At 43.5% G+C, this 19,637-nt stretch carries 11 protein-coding genes; 5 read left to right on the top strand and 6 right to left on the bottom strand.

The window, feature by feature from the left end; genetic code table 11:
• Positions 1 to 117: 117 nt before the first annotated feature.
• The 5 genes from pnp to E0H87_RS06450 form a co-directional block, all read right to left on the bottom strand.
• A complete protein-coding gene (gene pnp / locus E0H87_RS06430; protein WP_171458352.1) occupies positions 118 to 2,205 on the bottom strand; it encodes a polyribonucleotide nucleotidyltransferase in 2,088 nt (695 codons plus the stop codon).
• 255 nt (positions 2,206 to 2,460) lie between these two features.
• Positions 2,461 to 2,730 carry a 30S ribosomal protein S15 gene (rpsO, locus tag E0H87_RS06435; RefSeq protein WP_004656162.1) on the bottom strand — a complete coding sequence of 90 codons (270 nt, stop codon included), beginning with the start codon at positions 2,728 to 2,730 and terminating at the stop codon, positions 2,461 to 2,463.
• A gap of 1,086 nt (positions 2,731 to 3,816) precedes the next feature.
• Positions 3,817 to 5,565: an exodeoxyribonuclease V subunit alpha gene (gene recD / locus E0H87_RS06440; protein ID WP_205677741.1), complete on the bottom strand. Its 1,749-nt coding sequence runs from the start codon at positions 5,563 to 5,565 to the stop codon at positions 3,817 to 3,819.
• Positions 5,566 to 5,606: 41 nt separating this feature from the next.
• The gene (locus E0H87_RS06445; protein WP_131322841.1) at positions 5,607 to 9,344 is read right to left on the bottom strand and encodes a UvrD-helicase domain-containing protein; all 3,738 of its coding nucleotides are present in this window, start codon (positions 9,342 to 9,344) and stop codon (positions 5,607 to 5,609) included.
• A complete protein-coding gene (locus E0H87_RS06450; protein WP_131322842.1) occupies positions 9,344 to 13,033 on the bottom strand; it encodes an exodeoxyribonuclease V subunit gamma in 3,690 nt (1,229 codons plus the stop codon). Before E0H87_RS06450 ends, E0H87_RS06445 begins: the two co-directional genes overlap by 1 nt.
• Before the next feature lie 178 nt (positions 13,034 to 13,211).
• On the opposite strand from E0H87_RS06450, the gene E0H87_RS06455 reads away from it, so the two are divergent.
• On the top strand, positions 13,212 to 13,718 hold the full coding sequence (locus E0H87_RS06455) for a hypothetical protein (RefSeq protein ID WP_131322843.1): 507 nt from the start codon (positions 13,212 to 13,214) through the stop codon (positions 13,716 to 13,718).
• A gap of 39 nt (positions 13,719 to 13,757) precedes the next feature.
• Here E0H87_RS06455 and E0H87_RS06460 read toward each other — a convergent pair whose 3' ends face one another.
• Positions 13,758 to 15,176 (bottom strand): phosphate--AMP phosphotransferase, encoded by a 1,419-nt coding sequence (locus tag E0H87_RS06460; RefSeq protein ID WP_131322844.1) that lies wholly within the window; start codon positions 15,174 to 15,176, stop codon positions 13,758 to 13,760.
• 210 nt (positions 15,177 to 15,386) lie between these two features.
• Here E0H87_RS06460 and E0H87_RS06465 point away from each other — a divergent pair, with 210 nt between their 5' ends.
• From E0H87_RS06465 to E0H87_RS06480, 4 genes are all read left to right on the top strand, one after another.
• On the top strand, positions 15,387 to 16,091 hold the full coding sequence (locus tag E0H87_RS06465) for an FFLEELY motif protein (RefSeq protein WP_131322845.1): 705 nt from the start codon (positions 15,387 to 15,389) through the stop codon (positions 16,089 to 16,091).
• A 167-nt stretch (positions 16,092 to 16,258) separates the two neighbouring features.
• Positions 16,259 to 17,203, top strand: coding sequence for a bifunctional demethylmenaquinone methyltransferase/2-methoxy-6-polyprenyl-1,4-benzoquinol methylase UbiE (gene ubiE / locus E0H87_RS06470; RefSeq protein ID WP_131322846.1), 945 nt, complete (start codon positions 16,259 to 16,261; stop codon positions 17,201 to 17,203).
• A gap of 22 nt (positions 17,204 to 17,225) precedes the next feature.
• Positions 17,226 to 17,894, top strand: coding sequence for an SCP2 domain-containing protein (locus E0H87_RS06475; RefSeq protein WP_131322847.1), 669 nt, complete (start codon positions 17,226 to 17,228; stop codon positions 17,892 to 17,894).
• Positions 17,895 to 17,912: 18 nt separating this feature from the next.
• On the top strand, positions 17,913 to 19,532 hold the full coding sequence (locus tag E0H87_RS06480) for an ABC1 kinase family protein (RefSeq protein ID WP_044740587.1): 1,620 nt from the start codon (positions 17,913 to 17,915) through the stop codon (positions 19,530 to 19,532).
• Positions 19,533 to 19,637 lie beyond the last annotated feature (105 nt).

Consider the following 19,637-nt stretch of genomic DNA (forward strand, 5'->3'; position numbering starts at 1 on the left):
TTTTATCGCAATTTCACCACAAACTTTATCTCTTTATACCGCTCTTAAATAAAAAGTGTACGCATAAAAAAAGCCCACTCAGTAGAGCAGGCTTTTTATTAAAAGATGATCAAAGCATTAAACTTGTTCAACATCTTTCATGGTTAACTTGATACGACCACGGTTGTCGACATCAGCAACTTGTACTCTTACTTCTTGACCTTCAGATAACACGTCTGCAACATTGGCAATACGCTCATTTGAAATTTGTGAAATGTGAAGTAAGCCATCAGTACCCGGTAAGATATTTACAAATGCACCGAATTCAACAATACGAATCACTTTACCTGTGTAAATTGTGCCTGGTTCAACTTCAGCAGTTAAGGCTTGGATTTTCGCAATTGCTGCTTGAGCTGCTGCTTTCGTTTCACCAAACACACGAACTGTACCGTTATCTTCGATATCAATTGCCGCTTTAGTTTCTTCAGTAATCGCACGGATGGTTGCACCACCTTTACCAATCACATCACGAATCTTGTCTGGATTGATGTTGATGACTTGGAACGTTGGTGCGTGCATTGAAATTTCAGGGCGAGCACGTGAAATCACTTGGTTCATTTCGTTCAAAATGTGCATACGACCAGCATAAGCTTGGTTCAATGCAGATTCCATGATCTCTTCAGTGATCCCTTCAATTTTGATGTCCATTTGAAGTGCAGTAATACCGTTGGCAGAACCCGCAACTTTAAAGTCCATATCACCAAGATGGTCTTCATCACCCAAGATGTCAGAAAGAACCGCGAAACGTTCGCCTTCTTTCACTAGACCCATCGCGATACCAGCAACTGGTGCTTTCAATGGAACACCTGCATCCATAAGTGATAATGAAGCACCACATACAGAAGCCATTGAAGATGAACCGTTCGATTCAGTAATATCCGATACAATACGAATCACGTACGGGAAGCGGTCAGCCGCTGGAAGAACAGCTTGTACACCACGACGCGCCAAACGACCGTGACCAATTTCACGACGCTTAGGACCAGATTCACGACCTGTTTCACCTACAGAGTATGCAGGGAAGTTATAGTGCAACATGAAGTTGTCAGTTTTAGTACCTGCAAGCGTATCAACCATCAACGCATCACGAGTATTACCCAAAGTTGTTGTTACCAACGCCTGAGTTTCACCACGTGTGAACAATGCAGAACCGTGTGCACGGCCTAATACGCCTACTTGTACATCAATGGCACGGACAGTTTTGGTGTCACGGCCATCAATACGCGGCTTACCAGACAAGATGTTGTCACGTACAGTACGGTATTTAAGATCTTCGAATAATTCGTTCACTTCGTCAGCAATGCCAGTTTCGTCATTTTCTGGAACGAATTGAGCAACAGCTTCTGCATAAAGTGCATCAAGCGCTGCATAACGGTCTTGCTTAACCGCAATTGTGTACGCTTCAGAGATTTTCGCTTCGAAAGCTTCTTTCAATTTACCCAGAAGTTCTTCGTTTTTAGCTGGAGCAACCCAAGTTGACTCAACCGCACCCGCAGCAGCAGCAAATTCTTTAATCGCTTGAATTGCAATTTGCATTTCGTCATGACCGAACAGCACTGCACCTAACATTTGGTCTTCTGAAAGTTCTTTCGCTTCAGACTCAACCATAAGAACAGCAGATTCTGTACCCGCAACAACAAGATCAAGATCACTTTCTTTCAACTGTTCGTTGTTTGGGTTAAGAATATATTCACCGTTGATTAAACCAACACGTGCGCCACCAATTGGACCACGGAACGGTGTGCCAGCAATAGACATCGCAGCAGATGTACCTAACATTGCCGCAATATCAGCTTCCATGGTTTTATCAGAAGAAATAACTGTTGCAGTTACTTGAATTTCGTTGAAATAACCTTCTGGGAACAATGGACGAATTGGACGGTCAATCAAACGTGAAATTAAAGTTTCAGCTTCAGACGCACGACCTTCACGCTTGCCATAACCACCTGGGATACGACCCGCAGCATATTGTTTTTCTTGATAGTTAACAGTTAGTGGGAAGAAATCTTGACCCGCTTTTGCTTTAGGCTGTGCAACAACTGCAACTAAAACAGTCACGCCACCCATTGTAACCACAACAGTGTTTGCTTGACGTGCAACACGACCCGTTTCAAGTACGACATTGTACTGACCGTATTGGAATTCTTTACGAATAATATTAAACATAGACATGTATTTTTTTCCTAGTTCTTGTGAACAGCTATTCTAGTGGAGACCCCTAAGGTTTGGCATTCACAACCAAAAGCTTGCGCAAATGACAAAGCTTAGAAGCCGACCTCACTAGACACACTATTTTCAAACACAAAGAAGGAGCGAAACATTCGCCCCTTCCCCATTATCTAGACATAGCTAGATATACTTTAGTTTTCAGTAATACAGCATTGAACATGCAATAATCCGAAAATAAAAGTTTCAATCGAATTAACGACGTAAACCTAAAGCACCGATCAAAGCAACATAACGGCCGTGATCTTTACCATTTAGGTAGTCAAGTAACTTACGACGTTGGTTAACCATACGGATCAGACCGCGACGGCTATGATGGTCGTGTTTGTGCTCTTTAAAGTGACCTTGTAAGTCATTAATTTGAGCAGTTAAAAGCGCTACTTGAACTTCTGGTGAACCAGTGTCGTTTTCAGCACGAGCAAATTTAGCGATGATTTCTGCGCGATCTGTGTTTGTTAAAGCCATTCGATTTCTCCGAGATGCTTATAAGTTACATTTGATACAAATCAAATTGATTCTTCAAAACCAATTTGACTGCCGTGCATCACTACAGCAAGTCCGATATTTTAAGGGAAAATGAGGATGATTGCAAAATATGCACACTATTTAAATTTACTAAACAAAAAAGAAGCTGATTTTGGGCTTCAAGCATTCAATCTGGTATGAAATGTCATTCCTCACCAGATTGAACCTTAAAAAATGAATATTGGATCACATTTTTAATAAGTTTTAACTGTGAAAGATACATTTACCGACTATATAAAATGCAAAATCTCAGCAATCCACTTTTTAAGCCACAATACACAGCCTCGTACCCATTCAATCATGCATATTTATTCAAATCATAAAATGCCATCAACAAGCTCTCCTCATTGTATGCAACAAGCGGCACATCGGGCTTCAACACATCTAATAATGTGATTTGATTCTCACTAAGCACAACTTAATACCTGTTGTGTCATGGTTTAAATATTCAAACTTTTGATACTTTTTGCAAACTATAAAACATGTTCCAACAGAAAGAAAAAAGCCCAAGCAAAACTTGGGCTTTTTTCATTGCGCTGTAGTTCTTATATTTATTGTTATATTTGTTTTAGTTATTGCGCATAATGCGCTTATTGTGACAAACAGTCCTTGTTTTCACTTGATGTCCTTATGTGTAATATTTTGCCACAATAAAATCAGAAGACTAGAGGTGTTTTTCCCAACACAGTGTACGTTTTTACGTACATGAGGTTACATCAGCAGAAATGAAGGCTATGAGAAAAAATGCATTGTCGAAAACAAAACGCTAGGCGATAAAAAAGCCCTGTAGTCTCTCCCAAAACTACAAGGCTTAGCGGCTGTAAGTTTCCTCTTTCACCTACTTCACTGTAAGTTCGCTGTCCTATTCCGACTTTGTTCTTATCCTTTTGCGATTATGGCTCAACGTTCCGTGTTGTGCTCTTTATGTGAACTCATCTTCTCAGAAACCATATGAAAGCTCTATGCGCAAATATCTTGAATCAATGTAAGCTTTTTCGTACAAAGCATCCCATTATGTAGTACAAGTTAATAATCCAGAATACCTTTTATTTTTTCTAAAACTCCACTCACTCGAGTCGTCCTTTTAGACAACGCTTGAGCCAAAGCCTGAGGGTCTGCTAATAAACTCACCACCGTTTTAGCACGCGTAATTGCGGTATACAGCAGTTCCTGACTCAATAAGTTTTGCGCTTGTGCATCCAAAACCACTGCCGTATGAGTAAACTCTGAACCTTGTGATTTATGAATAGTCAAGGCAAATGCCGTTTCTATACTTTTAGGCAAACGAGTTGCCAGTACCCATTTTTCTAAACTTGGGAAATAGACTTCAAATTGAGACTGCCCTTGACGTTGCCTTTTAAAACAAATGCCAATATCTCCGTTAGACAATCCTAATTGATAGTCATTGTAAGTCATCATCACGGGGCGCCCGACATACCAATCCCCTTGTTTGGTGGTATAGCGACTGAGTTCATTCAGTAAGCGTTGCTCCATCTGCTGATTAAGCTGCTTTAAACCAAATGCGCCATGTCGAATGGCGGTGAGAATACGGTAATCATCAAAAACCTGAATCACATGTTGAAGAGAAGCCTCTGGATCTTCCGCAATCAAATGCGTTTTCAATACTTCTATATAATGCTGATAGCCCAACATCAGTTGATCGTAATATTGCTCTGATGTGGGATGCACTTGAGCAAAGTACTCCAGTTGTAATACATTCGGCATCTTGGCTAAAAGTGGCACAGTTTGAATTTCAGTGGGTGATACTACCTGTTGGTGAAATTGTTCCAGCAATGCTTGGGAGGATATGCCTGCTGGTGGCTGCTGAATAAATGCTGCCATTTGCCCAATTAAGGCCTCACCATCAAAGCGTCGACTGGTCTTTAAATGTACCCGATTCTCTTGCAAAGCATTCACTTGCTGTAAATCTGCCAATACCGCCCCAACATCAACCGAAGCCAATTGATTGGCATCTCCCAGTAAAATCAGTCGAGCTTGGTTGGGCACGGCAGCAAGCAACATACTGGCAAGATTCAAATCCAACATCGAGGCTTCATCCACCACAATTACATCATAGGGTAATGGTTGTTCAGCATCATAGCGTGGACGTGCAGAATGCCCCAAACCTAACAAGCGATGCAGTGTGACGGGGTTTAATTGTTTTAAAGCGGGAGTAACCAGAGGCTGCAATATTTCATCATTTAAGGCATTTTGCAGCGCTTCTTTCATACGTTGTGCAGCCTTACCTGTTGGTGCTGCCATCGCAATGCGTAAATTTGGTAAGGACTGATTCAATGCGGCAATAATGCGTGCCAAAGTGTACGTTTTACCTGTACCTGGTCCGCCTGTAATAATATTTAAGGCTTGCTGACACACCATGCTTAATGCCTGCTGTTGATGTTCATCACTCAGCAAACTCAAGTAAGCCTGAGGATCAACTACGGGAACGGTTTGTTGTTTTAACCTCGCCACGTGCCGTGCCAAAGTATCTTCCTGTTTCCAGTAACGATACAGATATAAATACTGGGTGTCATAAATGAAAGGTGCAACTCGATGTGCCACCTCATTTTCACTGATGGCCAAATGACCCAAATTATGCACCGCATCAGATTCTAACAATACGCAACTGTTGCCCTGTAACATCGCTTCTAATACGGACTGTATAACGGCATCTGCCTGTGGGTTTGGCGTTGCACTAAAAGGAGGCTGCTGAAGATATTGGCTCCACGATTTAATCCATTCAGCATTCAATTGCTGTTCCTGCTTGTTTTCCACACAGTTATCCTCAAAGTTATCCACAGCTTAATTCATTGTTTTTACATCACAGCCAGAGGTGTTGCTGCACTTTTATAAACATGCTCTTCAGCAAAATAGCCCAATAATGCATCTAAACGCAGTATAAATTCTGCCTCAGGGCACCAATAGTTGACCCCATATTGTGCATTACCCCACATACCACGCAAATACAGATAACTTGCACCGCCTAAATGTTTTTCAATGTCGTAATCTTCTAACTGCACTTGTAAGTAACGATGTAATGCCACCAAATACAGCCCCGCCTGCAACCAGTAACTGGCATGGGACATGCTTTCTTGTAGCTTTGTCGGCGTGTAATCCTCCACATTGGCCCCCAAAAAATTACTCTTATAATCGGCAATCTGGTAACGCTGCCCATCGAAATAAACCAAATCGATAGAGCCTGTTAAATAGCGTGCCGAATTTGCCATATTCAGTTCTGGCATATAAATGCCATATTCGACATATAAATCCTGTATGCGTTTAATCGCCAAGACATGATTCGATAAGGCCAAATAAAAGGGAAATTCTGCCAGATGAGACTCTGCACTCAACTGATTTAGACAAAACTGTTGATGCAATGGTGTCGAGAGTACCTGTCCCAGCCATTCGGTCATCCATGCCAATAGCTGTTCTTCATCTAATTGCTGAAAATCTTGCTGATATTTGTCACACAACGCCTGCCACAAACTTGGATAATCATTTTTAAAGCGACGGCGCACTTCGATTTTCCAGTCCTGTTGCTGTTGAAAATCAATGTGTTCAAAGATTTCATGCAAAAAATTACCCGCCAAAGTCCCCATCGGAAATTGACGTTGAATCCAGTTTAATGATTGAGTAATTTCTTCAGTTGACTCAATCACATCCAGATTGATTTCATCTGCGGCACTTTGTCGTTGTTCACGCTGTACCGCGAGTGCATCGAGTGCCTGCTGCCGACTCAAATGCTGCGCCAATGCACTAAAACTGGTTTTTGCACGCGGATAAAAACGTTGCATTGGAAATTCTGCGGCATACAGTTCAGGAATGTGCTGATCTTGCGTACGTTTCAATACTGTAGGACATTCGGTTAATACTGCTTCATCGACACTGTGTGGATGCTGAAAAACCTGTGCAGCATGTCCACGCCAAAATGCCAAGCCCGTGGTCGATTTACTGGCCTGATCTTGCAATATGGCATAAACCCGATGACTGGCACGAGTCAGTGCCACATACCATAGCCGATGTTGTTCTGCTTCTGCCCGTGCATTGTGCTGTTGAACTGCAACTTCATCTAAAAGGTGCTTATCATTCACCGCAATCACGCGCTGTGTTTCGAGCTGGCCTGTCACGGGATCCGGCAACTGTTGCGTGGAGAAATTCAGGGTCTTGTTCATTTCCCGAAAATCTTTATCGGCTCCTAACAGGAACACCAGTTTAAACTCTAAGCCTTTGGATTGGTGAATGGTCATCAACTGTACGCCAGCTTCATTCGACAGTTTACGTTCCAGTTCCCATTCACGCTCACTCGGTGCTTGAATCTGTCTAAGATACCAGTGATATAACGCCTGTGGCCCCTGAAATTGCTCACTGTGCTGGCTCAGCAATTCGGTTAAATGGCGTAAGTTCACCACACAGCGTTCGTTGTCACGACTTTGGCTTGCCACTAGATTTGACCATGCTTTAAACAGGTTCAAGGCATATTGCCACGCACTCAAAAAGCCCGTGTTAAACCACATTTCCCGAATGTAATCAAAATCTTCAATAAACTGACTCAATCCTTCGGGGCGTTGTTCCAATTCTATCAATTGACTCAGTTGGAAGTTCAGTAAGCGAGTGAGCAATGCCCGTTTGACCTTGGCTTCATCATAAGGATGCATGATTGCGGTCAAAATGGCCGCCACGTCCTGAGCAATTGGACTATCAAATACGCTGCGTTTGGAAGGACGGTTGACGCGAATCCCCAAACATTCTAATTCATATTGCACCTTATCTAGTCCATCATGGCTTTTGGATAAAATTGCAATATCATTTTCATCAATGCCACGGTTGCCTGTGGCTTCTGCCAAATACAACTGCTGCTGAATGCCTTGATTCAGCAAATCACGGATTTTCCATGCCACTTGAATAAATTCATCTTTTTTGTCTTGCAGCATCAACCAGCGCAAAGGCTGATGATTGTTGCCTTGTGCATCGACCAAGATCGGATGCGGTCGTGGTCCTGCCTCAACGGTGCTATATTCAACCTCTTCGCCCAATTGGATTTGACGTTGGAATAAAGCATCGACCACCGTAACCAATTCAGGTACAGAACGATGATTGTATTTCAGACTGTACAGTCGGCCTTGCTTACTCAGTACATCGGCACGCGCTTTGTTATAGGTCAGCATATCGCCGCCACGGAAACCATAAATGGCCTGTTTCGGATCCCCCACCATAATCATGCAACCTTTGGCATAATGTCCTGCATCACGCCAGATGCGTGCCAGCATATTGTCCTGATCTTGATTGGTATCCTGAAACTCATCCACCAAAATTAGGGGATAACGGGCTTGAACAAAACGAGCAAAGCGTGCGCCTTGTGCATCTTGCAAGGCATCGGCCAAGGTACGAATTTGCTGTGCAAAGGTGGTTTGGCCCTTTTGCTGCAAGATTTGCGGCAAACGTTTTTTCACTTCCGAGGCCAAATAGAACTGCAAATAGCTGTCCAGTGTTTCTAGATCAAAACTGAGTTGATCTAGGCTTTGCATAAAAGCCGTCAATTCACAAATCAAGGGATGCTGTTGAAATCCCTGTAAGACCTCATCGGGGCATTTATTCAAAACTTTATGGGTCGCATCGCTCAGATTTTTCAGGGTTTCGGCATATAAAGGTGCGAATAAGGCATAAGTCCCTTGTTGCTTTAACACCTGTAACAGTTCAGGCAGCTTGATCGTCAAGAGTTGCTGTAATTTGTTGTCATCACGCCATTTCTTGGCCAGTAATTTAAAATGGGTTCCTTCGGCAGAATAATAGTCTGCCAATTCAGTGATACAACTCCAATCCAGTCCCAATAAATGTTCGACTTGACGATTAAAGCCCTCCACATCGACTTCTGGAGCAGCCACTGCCTGAAAATGTGCGGAAGCAAAATTTAGGCTGTTTTCCACCACCGCCACATAAGCCTGTTGCGACTTTAATTTTTTATTCAGCAGCAGATAGTCCAAAATATTTTGTGGTTGCTGCTGAATCCATTCACGCAGTACGTCGTGAATCAATTGCTGAGTGTATTGTTTGGCATCATCGGTAATTTCTACCCGCTCAATTTTGCCACTTTCAAAGGCAAATTCACGTAGCAACTTCTGGCTAAAACTATCTAAGGTTCCAACAAAGAGTTCATCCAGTTGATCAATCACCAATTTCAGTCGTTCACGTGCATAGTCCACACGTGGCGCATAATCCTGTAAAACTTTTTGATATAAAGGATCAGATTCTGCCGCGATTTTCTGTTGCAGCTCCGATTGCGTCAGGCTTTGACAGGTCTCAAAGTAACGCAAAGTATCGACCAAACGACTGCGAATCCGTCCCTTCAATTCTGCCGCTGCGGCACGGGTAAAGGTGGTCGCAATCACCTGATTCGGCAAATAATCCCCCAAGAAAATCCGTACCATTAAACTGGACAAGGTAAAGGTTTTACCTGTACCAGCCGAAGCTTCGATCCAGTGCAGCCCTTTAAACTGCATATCCACAATTGGATGATAAGAAATTGAAGCAGGCGGAGTTGAAGTGGTCATCTGCATTATTCCTTGATCAACTGTTGATATTGAAAAATGGGGGCATACAACGTATAGGCATATTGCTGGCAGGCTTGAGCCAGCAAAGCCGTGCTGTCTTGCTGTTGCAAAATAAACTGCCAATCGCGATGTTGAGCACTGGCTTCATTTTCTAACACGGAAAAACCTGCAAAACGCCCATCATCCTGCCAATCTTTTACCACGCTGTCCCAGTCTTTGATCTGCGGTCTACCCTGCTCATCGGGTTGCCATTCCAGTTGTTTGCCTTTTTCTGCGACTTTAAATAATAAAGCTGCGGGTAAAACCACGGGCTGCATCTGGCCGTGTTGCCACATTTCAAACCACGTGGCCAAATATTGCTGCGCTTGGTTAGAAGAAATCCCCTGACACAGCACGGTCTGATCACTAAACACCACCAAGCGTGTTAAGTCCTGCCCAGCATCACCTAAATTTTCATGTGCCAGCCAAAATAAATATTCCAACCAGAGCTGCACCCGTCGTTTGGCACGTGCACTTGACGCTTCTAAACTGACCCATTGCTGTGTAGGCTGAGTCGGAACAGTGATTTGGAACTGAATATTTGCACTCATATTCCAAAGCTGTTGGGTGATGGCGGTGGCTGTTTCTGCATAACGTTGCAAACGTGCTTGTAATTGCTGTTGTTCAATCACGCTGATTTGCCATGCAGCTTGCTGCATTTTCCCGACAGGCAACTGATCCAATAACAGTTCAGGCTGGGTTGTTTGCCCTTGCTGTTGTAAGAAATTTCGGACTGCATAACGCCCCAAACCGTCTAAAACCAAGGGTTCAACTTCATCGGGCAGGTTTTCAGGTTTTAAGTTTTCTACCCCAAGGTTTTTTAAATATAAACGTGCAGGGAAACAAACATCCTGAATCCATTGTCGACTTTGAATACTGACAAAATCATTGGATGCAGCCATATAAAGCGTATCTTGCCAAGCCTGACGCTGCCCCGTGGGAGCTGCAATCTGCTGCGCCACTCGATACCAATGATCCTGAAAACGCATAGGTTTTTCCTGAGTAAAACCTAAAACATCAAAAGGTTGTAAAGGATGAACTTGATACAAGGAATGCAATTGTGCAGGTATCTCTAAGCCCTGTAAATCTGGACGGGTCGCTTCTCCCCCATCGACTTTTTGGGTAATCAAAGCCAAATATTGAATCAACTCTTGCACGGCAGTGGAAGGTTCACGCACTTCGCCATCATTGACATCAAAACCTTTATAAAATAACCACAAGTTTTGCTGTGCCAATAACAACGCATCCAAGAAAGCCCCCTGATCATCTTCTAAACGAGAACGATCGCCCAATTGCGGTTTCAGGATATCCATCAAATCAAACGGTAAGTGCTGATTGCGACTTGGGAATTTACCGCTATCCAAATTCAACATCACAATTAGACGATAAGGAATCGGACGAATCTGCCCCAACTGGCTAAAAGTGATCTGTCCAGTGGGTTCCGCCTGATCGAGCTGTGCATCTAAAGTGGCTTGAATTTCATCCAATAAATACGTTAAGGGTAAGCTTAATTGATCTAGTCCATACTGGTCTTGCCCCTCATAGAAGTTGGACAAAGTCAGCATACGCTCTTGTTTTTTAATAATTTGTGCAACACTTGCCAACACATCTACACCAGCTTGCTCAAACTCTGCCACTTCCTGCATTAAAGTTTTGAGCCACTGTTCTACGCGCTTTGGCTGCTGCTGTTCATGTGCCAACAACCAGTCACGACGTGCATCTAAATCCTGATAAATCTGAATCAATTTGGCAATCAATTCAAAATCACTCGGCATGACTTCTGCAAAACTAAGGGTATGATCAAATAAGGTATGTTCAGGAATAGCAATACCAATGGCCAAGCGGTCTAAGGCAAATTTAAAGCTAAAGCGATAATCCTGATCACCTTTCGTTAGACTCAAAGCCAAATGTTGCGCATCCAAGCCTCGCTTAAAGCCTGCTTGCTCCAGCAGTTCCAACATGCGTTCGACCCTATTCATGTCTAAGCCATAGCATTGCTGTGTGGCTGCCAAGCTCAACCAGTCGGCAAAATCATCTAAGCGAAAACGCCCTTGCGTCAGTTGTATACGGCCCAATACCGCACGCCATGCATTGGCGGCATCCAATTGGGTCACGCCTGCAATTTTCACAGGCAGATAAATACTGTCTTGGCTAATCCGTGTTTGTGCATTCGGCATGATGCGCTCGGCCTCGCGCTCCCGTGCAGGTGGTGCAAAAATGCTCCGAATATGCGGCTCAATGTCTTTTAAATTGGGACTTAATACCAAAATATCGCTAGGGCGGCGTGGCTGCTCCTTGCTGCCTTGTGCCAACCATGCAATCAGTTGTTCTTTCAGCACTTCCAGTTGACGCAAAGTGGAATGACAGACATGCACCTGAATTGAATCATCTTGTGCATCCAACACAAATTGATGTTGTTCTGGCTCAACCAAATACAAAATATCAGATTGGACTTTGCCCAATAAAGTAGCTGGATATTCATCCACAAATACATCTGCCCAAACCCCATCTTCCCCCGAAGAAAGTCCAGATAACAACGAAAAATGATCTCGCGCTTGCTTACCAAAACGGGTTAATAATGGATGACGTGACTCACGAATTTCAGCATTAAAATGCAGGGTAAAATCCTGAAAGAATCGTTGAATTTCGGCATCACTGGCCTGCGGATTTTTTGCAATAAAACGTTCTTTCACCCGCAAGTCATACCGCGCTTTCCAGTTCGGATCGACACTATCTGCCCAGTATTCCTGCGACGGGTTATAGTGCAACAGATACACATCAATATATTGCCCTAAGCGCTGTAAAAACTGTAACTGACTCGGTGGTAAATCCAGCAAGGTAAACACCACCAAGGGCTGTGGCAGCTTTTTCAGTGCCGCTGCATTCGGTTCCTCCACATTGCCTAGCGTCTGCCAAAATGCCGCATCAATCTGCTGCATGTCCATAAAATCTTGATGAAACACCACCTGCCACAGCCAACGCTGCCATGCTTCCAATTCATACGCTTGATTCAGCGTAAATGCCGAAATTTCAGTATTGGTCTGGAAGAACATCTGCTCGATCGGCAATGCTTGATTATTGCCCCATCGTTGTAACCAGTTGGTCGGACAGGAACATTGGTTGCTTGGACAATTTTTCTGGCAATGCCCTCGGTATTCCATGTAATGACTAAATAATTTAGACACCTGCTCGGCAACCCAATACAACATGCGCTGCTTTTTCAGTTGTTTTTCAATGCCCTGTTCAAGTTGGTCGGCACTGGCATAAATGCGTTGCACAATAGGAGTTAGTGGATGTTTGGCGTCTAAAGAACAATGTTCAGGCTGGATATAACCGAGCAAAGCCTGATAGACCCGCCATTTAATAATCATGCGTGGAATATTGGCTTTACGTACCTGCTCTTTGTCTTGATCCAGCACCCACTGATAGGCTGACCATTGAAAACCACGAATTCGATGATGAAACTGAGTGTTGGCACTAATGCCTTTTTGCTCGGCCAATTGCTGGGTCAGCCAAACTTCAACCGCAGGTGATGGCACAATAAAATGCTGGGTTTTTAACACCTGTAAAGCATGACTGCTCTGCGATTTTACCGTTTTTAACATGGCCTGTAACAAAACATCAATCCGTTGACTCTGAATCACGTGAATGGCCATGAATATTTTTTCTCCAACGATAAATGAACGGCAATCTACAAAAGCATAAAGATTATTGACTATACTTCATGTACTGTCTATGTCACGTTATAATCGAACTTCGATTTAAAAATGACTTTGAAAATCGAAGCTTAAAGATGCTTCAATATAAAAATGGATACAAGGTTTAGAGTACACAATGAAAATAGACAACATTCCCGATTCAATTGATGCCTCGTTAAATCTAGAACAAATACGGGCTGAATGCTTAGAAATGGTACAAAAACGTGCCTATGTTTCTGCGGGTGCAGCTGTTATCCCCGTCCCTTTTTTGGATGTCGTGATTGATGTCGGAATTTTGTCACAACTGATTCCCGAAATTAGTGCTCGCTTTGGTTTGGCACCCGAACAAATCAGTGTTTTCGATTTAGAAACCAAACAGATTCACTGGCATGAACTGCGTAAACGTGGTTTTGAGTTTTCTGGTTTAGTCGTGGCACGTACTGCTGTGAAAAACTCAATACACAATGTCGCCTCCAAAATGATTACCAAACAAGTCAGTAAATATATTCCTCTGGGCGGTCAGTTGGTCGCGGCAAGTCTCGGCTATTTTGTCATGAAAAAAGTGGCTGAGGCGCATGTAGAAGACTGCTACAAATTGGCTAAATCTATTCAGCAAAAGCAAAACCTACAAGCACTTGCTTAAAGATAGGTTCCGCCTAAATCCGATTGCTCAAAGCCATTTTTAATCGGCTTTGAGTTGCTTCAAAATACTTCTTAAAATTTCCAGTCGCGCACTGTATTTGTCATCATTGGCAATAATGTACCACGGTGCATAATCGGTATTGGTACGTTCAAACATATCCGCAGCAGCATGCAAATATTCATCCCACTTTTCCCGATTTCGCCAATCCTCTGGGGTAATTTTAAAGCGCTTATGTGGCGTTTTTTCTCGTTCTTTAAAGCGCGCATATTGCTCATCTTTACTGATCGAGAGCCATATTTTTACCACCACAGTTTGACTATCACTTAAATCCTTTTCAAAACGGTTAATTTCTTCAAAAGCGCGCTGCCACTCCACATCACTGGCAAAGCCTTCAACCCGCTCCACCAAGACTCGTCCATACCAAGTCCGATCAAAAATACTAATCCGCTCATTGGGTTGTATTTTGTTCCAGAAACGCCACAAATATGGATGACGCAATTCATATTTTTCGGGCGCAGCAATACTATAAATTTCATATTCGCGCGGGTCTAAACTTTTGACAATCCGTTTAATCGCGCCGCCTTTACCTGCGGCATCCATCCCTTCTAAGGCAATAATCACATTGCGTTCTCCAAAACGTAACGCATCTGCCACTTTACGGGTCAGCTTATCCAGCTCGAGCTTATATTCATTCTTATCGATTTTTTCCACAGGCGGCTGTTCTAGCATCACGGGAATATCCGCTTGCTTCCATTTATGCTGTGCCGATTTCACATGCTCTGGGCAGTGTTCTAAGGCTCTTAAAACATGTTTGGCAAATTGTTGATCACGCGATTTTTCATCTTCACAATCAATAATGATCCAATCTTCGGTAAAGCGTTGCCGTAATTTTTGTAAGCGATCATATTGTTTTTTATTGCGCCAGTTTAAACCATGCAATTTATGCCAGTGCAATTCACTGGCATCCATGTCATCCAAACGCTTCTGCAAAGACTTCCAAGACAAATCAAACCAGATTTTAATCACATCCACATGGTTGTTTTTTAAGTCTTGCTCATAGGCACGCATATTGTCGACATATTCATCATAGAGCGTTTCATCTAAGGGCTGTGACACATGCAAAGCCGTCGTGAGTAAATCTCCGTACCAATTCCCAAACATCACGGCAATTTGCCCTTCGGCAGGAATAAAGCGTGCATAAGGCTGCCAAAACGGCTGAGTATTGTTAAACATCACAGGGGCATCCGCTTTCACCCGTAAATAACGCGGATCCATCCATTCGCGGAGTTGTTTTACCGCCTCGCCTTTACCCGCCAGCTCAATACCACTAACTAACACCAAAACACTTTTGGCATTCGGCTGATCTTGAGTATCTTTTAAGGCGTATTGTGCATCGATTAAATCAAGCGACAGTTGATCCTCATCAGCCAAGGCTGGTTCTAGTTGTTCTTTTACCATAAGTTTCCGCCTTAAATTTCACATTATTTTTTCAATATTTTAAGCCATCATTTTGTTTCAGTATAAAACAAGCGGAATAGGCATTTTGACAGATCTTTGTATAATTTCATGACAAATTGGCTGATTTTCATGCCATATTCGATCATTTTGTCATAGCGAGAACGTGCAACAAGCTCTAAGATTTGCACACGTTTCAAATCGAGATAGCACATGTCTAAACTTGCGGTACTAGATGAATTACTAGAGCAGTACGATCAATTGCAATATCACAATAATGCTGAGCTATTTCAACGTCTGCAAGATGTGCAAATGTGGCAAAAACATCGCATGCAACGTACTCATCAACAGCACTTTGCAGTAAAAAACAACCAATTGATGGCGCAGTACTTTTTGAACCGTTTGTACGGTGGCCCCGACTTTGATGCTTTGGCCAAACAAATTGCACGCATGATGAAATATGTGCATAAAGCAGAGAAACTCATTCCAGACAATGCAATTAAAACAGGAACCGCAGGGGTTGAATTGGCCATTCTCGCAGTCCAGTTAGATGAACATGTCGCACGACAACTGTTAGAAGACTATGCTCCGAATACACCACTCACTGATGAAATGATGCGTCTTAGCTACCTTAAACTCGATCAAGGACAACCACGTTTACATCAACTGGAACTGCTCGATCAACTGGGTGCCAGCCTCGACAAATATATGCGCTCATTTGTGGTCTATACTGCGTTCAAAATGTGTAAAGGTGTGGCTTACAAACACCATTTCGATGTGATGTATGAGTTTATGCAGGACGGTTTTTTGGCGATGAAACCCTTAAAATCAGCGGAACAATTTGTCAAAGATTTCACCAAAATCGAACGACAAATTATTGGTAAAGTGCACGCAGGTGATCTGCATCCCTTTCAGTAAAACTGTCTCTACAGCAGGCTAAAATCTTGCGCGAACATGCCGCGCAAGGGTTTTTTTCTGTATATTATTCATAACAATTGCATGATGATTACTGTACATCGGCTGAGAATCTGTCATCATGCTTGCACTGCAACATTAACCCTATTTTTATGTTAGGAGTGACTTGAATGTCTAATGAAAATCAAACGCCTACCCCTACACCTGAGTCGGCTCAACAAACAGACAAAGTCAGCCCCTTCCTAAACAGCCCACTTCCTGAGGGTATCCCTCAAGGGCAGCAACAATCATTACAACAACAATTAACGGATACACCAGTCAGCGGTACAGTACCAAAATACAATCTGCCACGCGGGGCCAACACAGGCAACGTCGGTGCAACCACCCATTTCGGTTATCAAACTGTCAGCAGTGAAGATAAAGCACAGAAAGTTGCAGAAGTATTCCATTCAGTGGCTAGCAAATACGACATTATGAATGACTTGATGTCATTCGGTATTCACCGCTTATGGAAGCGTTTTGCTATCAACATGTCAGGTGTGCGTCGTGGTCAACACGTGCTAGACATTGCTGGTGGTACAGGTGACTTGGCTAAAGTGTTTAGTCGTGAAGTAGGACCTACGGGCCATGTCGTGCTTTCAGATATTAATGAATCGATGTTGAACGTCGGTCGTGATCGTCTGATTGATGCAGGCTGTACCAATGTCGACTTCGTTTTGGCGAATGCTGAAACTCTAGAACCTTTTGCCGATAACAGCTTTGACCTGCTCACCATCAGCTTTGGTTTACGTAACGTAACGGATAAAGATGCTGCACTGGCAGCGATGTATCGTGTACTTAAGCCAGGTGGTCGCCTACTGGTCTTAGAATTCTCTAAACCTGTGTTTGAGCCATTCTCAAAACTCTACGATTTGTATTCTTTCACTGCATTGCCAATCATGGGCAAAATTATTGCCAATGACTCAGAAAGCTATAAATACTTGGCTGAATCGATCCGTATGCATCCTGACCAACGTACCCTGAAAGGTATGATGGAACAGGCTGGCTTCCAGAACTGTGATTACCATAACCTGACAGGCGGTATCGTGGCTGTACACCGTGGTTTTAAACTCTAAACGGACTGGTGAAGGTTAAGCTATGTGGTCAATTCTGGCACTTGGTGCAGTTGAACGCTTGATTCACCATGTGATTGATCTGGATGCCATCACGCGCATTCAGCTCAATCAACTGCAAGGTAAAATGTTGCGTGTGGTACTCGATTCTCCGCAACTCTCGGTCGATGTATTCTTTGATCAAGACAAAGTTCGGCTTGAACCGACTGTCACAGGTCAGGCTGAGCGTCCGTCCATTTTTGAACAACGCCCGTTTGATCCGCAACACACCACCACCGCAGCAACAGCAACCTTACAGGTTAAAAATGTGGTGGAATTGCTGAAGTTATTTTTGGCGGAAGATGTAGGCACCATTCCTGTACAAGGTGATTACCATTTACTGCAAGATATTCAAAAGATTATGCAACAGGCTGAACCTGATTTAGCTGCGCATCTCAGTCCTTGGATTGGCCCTGCCTTGGCACATGAACTGGGTAAAATTCAACTTGCGCCCAAACATCTTAAGCGCTCCTTACAAAGCCATTTATTCTTTGCCGAAGATGCACTCAAAGAAGATTCAGGCCTATTTGCTGCCCGTTGGCAAATGGATGACCTGCAACAAGACACCCGTCTTTTGAATCAAAACCTTGACCGTGCAGAAGCCAAAATCCAACAACTGCAACGTCAAATCGATGCACTTCCAGACTCTATTTAAATTTAGGTAATACACTTTATGATTCCGCACGTTTCACGTTTACTCGAACTTTGGCGTATTGCTGCGCACTATAGACTCGACACGTTGTTTCCTGCGGAAGAATTACCTGAGAAGGCACGTCATGCCTTAGCCTTTATTCGTATGCACCCTGCGGCATGGTCGAGTAAAGAACGTAAAAATCCACTTAAACTCAAGCAAGCCCTCGAAGACATGGGGCCGTTGGCGATTAAGCTCGGACAGTTACTCTCGACGCGTCGTGACTTGATTCCACCTGAAGTCTTGGCGCAACTGGTGTTATTACAAGATCGAGTGAAACCATTCAGCACCGATGTCGCAAAAACACGCATTCAGCAATCGCTGAAAGCCGATGTTGCCACTTTGTTCAGCCGTTTTGATGAACAGCCGCTTGCTGCTGCTTCAATTGCACAAGTCCATACTGCTGCCCTGCATGATGGGCGTGAGGTCGTGGTGAAAGTCACCCGTCCTGATATCCGCAGCCAAATTCTGCAAGATTTTGAAATTTTAGAATGGCTCGGTGCGACTTTAGAAAAACGCCTCGAAGCTGCACGTGCGCTACATTTATCTGAAATTATTCAGGATTATCGTCAAATTATCCTGAATGAACTGGATTTAACTCTAGAAGCAGACAATACCCGTCGTATGCGTCATTACTTCACGGGTTCAAGCATGATGTATGTGCCTGAAGTCTATATGGACAGCAAAGAAGTGATGGTGGCCGAACGCATTACAGGCGTGCCAATTTCTGACACGGCGACTTTTGACCGTCTGGGTATGGATCGTAAAGATTTGTCAGAGAAAGGTTTAACCATCTTCTTTACCCAAGTGTTCCGCGACAACTTTTTCCATGCGGATATGCATCCAGGCAACGTGTTTGTCGAGACCATCAACCCAAGCAATCCACGCTTTATTGCACTGGACTGTGCGATTATGGGCGAGCTGTCTAAACACGACCAAATGACCGTTGCGCGCATGTTACTGGCGGTCATGAACAGTGACTTCATGCAACTGATTCAAATTGTGCATCAAGCCGGCTGGATTCCACCGGGCACCGACCAAGATGCCTTGGCACGTGAAATGCGCCGCACGGTCGGACCTATGGTCTCGAAGCCGATGCATGAGTTAGACTTTGCGGGCATTCTGATTCAGGTCATGGATATTGCACGCCGTTTCCATTTAGAAATTCCACCGCAACTCATGCTCTTACTCAAAACATTGGTACACGTGGAAGGCTTAGGCACTGACCTGTACCCAGAATTAGACATTTGGAGCTTGGCAAAACCAATCCTCACCGATTGGATCAAAGCCCAAATGAATCCACAAAAAAATCTGAAAGAACTCGGACAGAAAATTCCTGATTTACTGTTAGGTGCACAGGATTTTCCAACGCTGTTGGTCGATAGCTTAAATGGCCTAAAAAATCAGTCGGCTTGGAATGCGAAACAGCTCAATGAACTGCAAAGCCTGCGCCTACAAATGGAACACCAACAAAAGCGTAGCTGGATTTTCGGCAGCTTGATGGCCATTTTCCTCTCGATTGCAATTATTGCCCCATGGTACATCTCGATTATCTTAATTGCCTGTGCCAGCCTATTGTCAATTTGGCGTCTGTTTAAATAATTTTGTCGATAAAACATACTGTGGATAGCCCAAGAGTTATCCACAGTTTTGTGCATTTTTAACTCACACCTCTAAAGTGACTACCAAGTCACCTAAAGTTTTTCC

Origin of the sequence: Acinetobacter sp. ANC 4178 (assembly GCF_004331175.1) — a bacterium.
Taxonomy (GTDB): Bacteria; Pseudomonadota; Gammaproteobacteria; order Pseudomonadales; family Moraxellaceae; genus Acinetobacter.